The 3226-nt window shown below is 61.7% G+C and carries 2 protein-coding genes and 1 pseudogene; 1 reads left to right on the forward strand and 2 read right to left on the reverse strand.

All coding sequences use genetic code 11. The features are described 5' to 3' along the window. Positions 1 to 64: 64 nt before the first annotated feature. On the reverse strand, positions 65 to 886 hold the full coding sequence (locus ACO6VD_RS26260; RefSeq protein ID WP_422422779.1) for a methyl-accepting chemotaxis protein: 822 nt from the start codon (positions 884 to 886) through the stop codon (positions 65 to 67). Between the two features lie 12 nt (positions 887 to 898). After that, positions 899 to 2185, reverse strand: a pseudogene (locus tag ACO6VD_RS26265) (HAMP domain-containing protein); the annotation flags it as partial. A gap of 154 nt (positions 2186 to 2339) precedes the next feature. On the opposite strand from ACO6VD_RS26265, the gene ACO6VD_RS26270 reads away from it, so the two are divergent. Next, positions 2340 to 3155: a M48 family metallopeptidase gene (locus tag ACO6VD_RS26270; protein ID WP_422422778.1), complete on the forward strand. Its 816-nt coding sequence runs from the start codon at positions 2340 to 2342 to the stop codon at positions 3153 to 3155. Positions 3156 to 3226: the final 71 nt, after the last annotated feature.

A 3226-nucleotide genomic window follows, 5' to 3' on the forward strand; every position in this document is an offset into this window, starting at 1 on the left:
CTCTTCCGATCTCCCACAGGGTTGGTCTATTACCCTGTGGGCGCGGGCTTGCCCCGCGATTGGTTTACACCCGGAACTGATTGATCAACCGCCGCTGCTGCTCGGCCAGCTTGGTCAGTTCGGCACTGGCGTTACTCGACTCATCCGCCCCGCCAGCCACCTCATTGGCCACCTGGCCAATGTTGATCACGTTGCGATTGATATCCTCGGCCACCGCGCTTTGCTCTTCCGCAGCGCTGGCGATCTGGGTGTTCATGTCATTGATCACCGAAACCGCCTGGGTGATGCTTTCCAGTGCCTCGGCAGCGCGAGCGGCCTGCTGCACGCTGTCATCGGTCTTGCCCTGGCTGTCTTCCATGACCCGCACCACGTCACGTGTACCTTGTTGCAGTTGCTGAATCATCTGCTGGATTTCTTCAGTGGCCTGCTGGGTTTTCTGCGCCAGGTTGCGTACCTCGTCGGCGACTACGGCAAAGCCGCGGCCCTGTTCGCCGGCACGCGCCGCCTCGATGGCCGCGTTGAGTGCTAGCAGGTTGGTCTGTTCGGCGATGGCGCGGATAGCGGTGAGGATCGCGTTGATGTTCTCGCTGTCGCGGGCCAGGGTCTGCACCACGCCCACCGCCCGACCGATTTCTTCGGCCAGGGCGCTGATCGAGTTGGAGGTGTTGCGCACGATCTGCAGGCCCTGATGGGCGGCCTGGTCGGCGTGGGTGGCATTACGGGCCACGTCCTGGGCGGTCGCGGTCATTTCGTGCACGGCGGTGGCGACCAGGTCAATCTCGGCCATTTGCTTGTGCACACCCTGGTTGGTGCGGATAGCGATGTCGGCGGTGTGTTCTGACGAGTCGCTGACTTTTTGCACCGAGACCACCACCTGGCTGATCATCGCCTGCAACTTGGCCAGGAAGGTGTTGAAGCCCTTGGCAATCGAGCCCAGTTCGTCGGCGCGGTCGCTGCTCAGGCGGCGGGTCAGGTCACCTTCCCCTTGGGCGATGTCGTCGAGCATGGCCACCATCTGGCGCAGCGGACGGGCAATACCGTGAGCCAGCAGCCAGATGACCAACAGGCCAAGGGCGGCGATGCCCAGGCCCACCAGGGTCATGCCGGTGAGGTCGGTGCTGCGTTGGGCGCTGAGTTCATCTTGCAGCCGGTTTACATCGGCCATCACCGCGCTCAGCGGCAGTTCCAGCAGCAGGGTCCAGCGCGCATCGGTATTGCCGATTTTGAACGGCAGGTACAGCTCGATGCGCCCGGCTTTGGCGTTGACCTCGTAATGCAGGTTCTCGCCGCTGAGCTGATTCAAGGTGGAGGCGACGCTGGCGTCCAGAACATCACTGGCTTTCTCGCCAAATTTGCCCGGGTCTTTGGTAAAAGCCACCAGGCGGCCGTTGCCGGATACCAGTGCCAGCTCGCCGGCACCGTCATACAGCTGTTTATCAGCAGTGTTGAGCAGCTCCTGGATGAAGTTCACCGACAGGTCGGCACCGGCAATGCCCTGGAACTGGCCGTCGATCAGGATCGGCTCGACGAACGAGGCGAGCATGACCACCTTGTCGCCGACTTTGTATGGCGCAGGGTCGATCACGCAGGCTTTCTTGGACTCCCGTGAACACAGGTAATACTCACTGGCTCGTACACCGGTAGCGAGCACGGTCTGGTCATTGACGTCGGCGAGCTTGTCGAGGCCGAGGCTGCCATCGTCATTGCGGAACCACCAGGGCAGAAAACGCCCGGTAGCGTTGTCGACACCCGTGATGGAGGTGCCGATGAAGCGACTGTCATCATGGTCCAGAGCGTCGGCTTCCCAGCCCAGGTAGGTGCCGAGGATCAACGGGTTGGTCACGGCAGTCTGCTTGAGCAGGGCGATCAGCTGTTCGCGCTCGATCTTGAGCAGCGGAATACCGCTGGCGTCCTTCATCCCCAGCATGGCGTTGCTGGTGGCAAGCCCGCGGGCGATCAGCAGTGGCGCTTCCAGGCCACGCTGGATTTCACTGACCTGGGTGCGGGCCAGGGCGCTCAGGCGCTGTTCGATGACCGCCTCGAACTGCTGCTGGGTACGGGTCTGCACCAGCTCCTGGGTGCGTTGACCGGAATACACTGCATACAGCACCAGGGCGGCGACTATGCTCAAGACAATCGCACCGGCGAGGGCCGCGACGGAAAACTGGATCGACCTGAACTTCATGAGGGGCTCCAAGCACAAGGAAATTCGTCTGCCTTGCGTTATCGGCTTGTGCGGGTCAAAGCATGAGTGCCGTCTGGAGAAATCTTCGCTCGGGGTGTAGCGGGCTCATTAGAGTCGGCCTAGGATACCGGGCATGTTCGAATGGAGTGTTTTCATGCGTAAGTCATTTATCATCGGCGCCCTGAGTGCCAGCGTACTGCTTGCTGGATGTCAGGCCGTAAACACCACCAGCGGCGGCGCCGTGGGTGTCGAGCGTAAGCAATATATGTTCAGCATGCTGTCGACCGACGAGGTCAACCAGATGTATGCCCAGTCCTATCAGCAGACCCTGGGCGAGGCTTCGAATAAAGGCGTGCTCGACAAGACCAGTGCTGATGCCAAGCGGGTCCGGCTGATTGCCGACCGTTTGATTGCCCAGGCGCCGAAGTTCCGCCCGGACGCGGCGCAGTGGAACTGGGAAGTCAACCTGATCAAGAGCGATGAGCTCAATGCCAACTGCGGTCCAGGCGGCAAGATCTTTTTCTACACCGGGCTGATCGACAAGCTCAAGCTGACCGATGACGAGATCGCTGCGGTCATGGGCCATGAAATCGCCCACGCGTTGCGTGAGCACGGTCGTGAAGCGATGTCCAAGGCCTACGGCATCGAGATGGCGCGCCAAGGGGCGGGTGCCTTGCTGGGTCTGGGGCAGGACAGCATGGCGATTGCCGACACCGTGGTGCAGTACAGCATGACCCTGCCCAACAGTCGCGCCAACGAGAACGAAGCCGACCTGATTGGTCTGGAGTTGGCTGCGCGTGCCGGGTACAACCCCAACGCCGCGATCACTCTGTGGGACAAGATGAGCCAGGCGTCAGGTGGTTCGCAGCCGGAGTTCATGAGCACTCACCCGGCCTCGTCCAGCCGCCAGGCTTCGCTGCAGGCGGCGATTCCGAAGGTCATGCCGTTGTACGAACAGGCTAAAAAGTAACTCACTCATCGCGGGGCAAGCCCGCTCCCACCGGGCAGTGTTGAGTCCGGGGGGAGCGGGCTTGCCCCGCG

The organism is Pseudomonas sp. GZD-222, from assembly GCF_049310525.1.
GTDB lineage: Bacteria > Pseudomonadota > Gammaproteobacteria > Pseudomonadales > Pseudomonadaceae > Aquipseudomonas.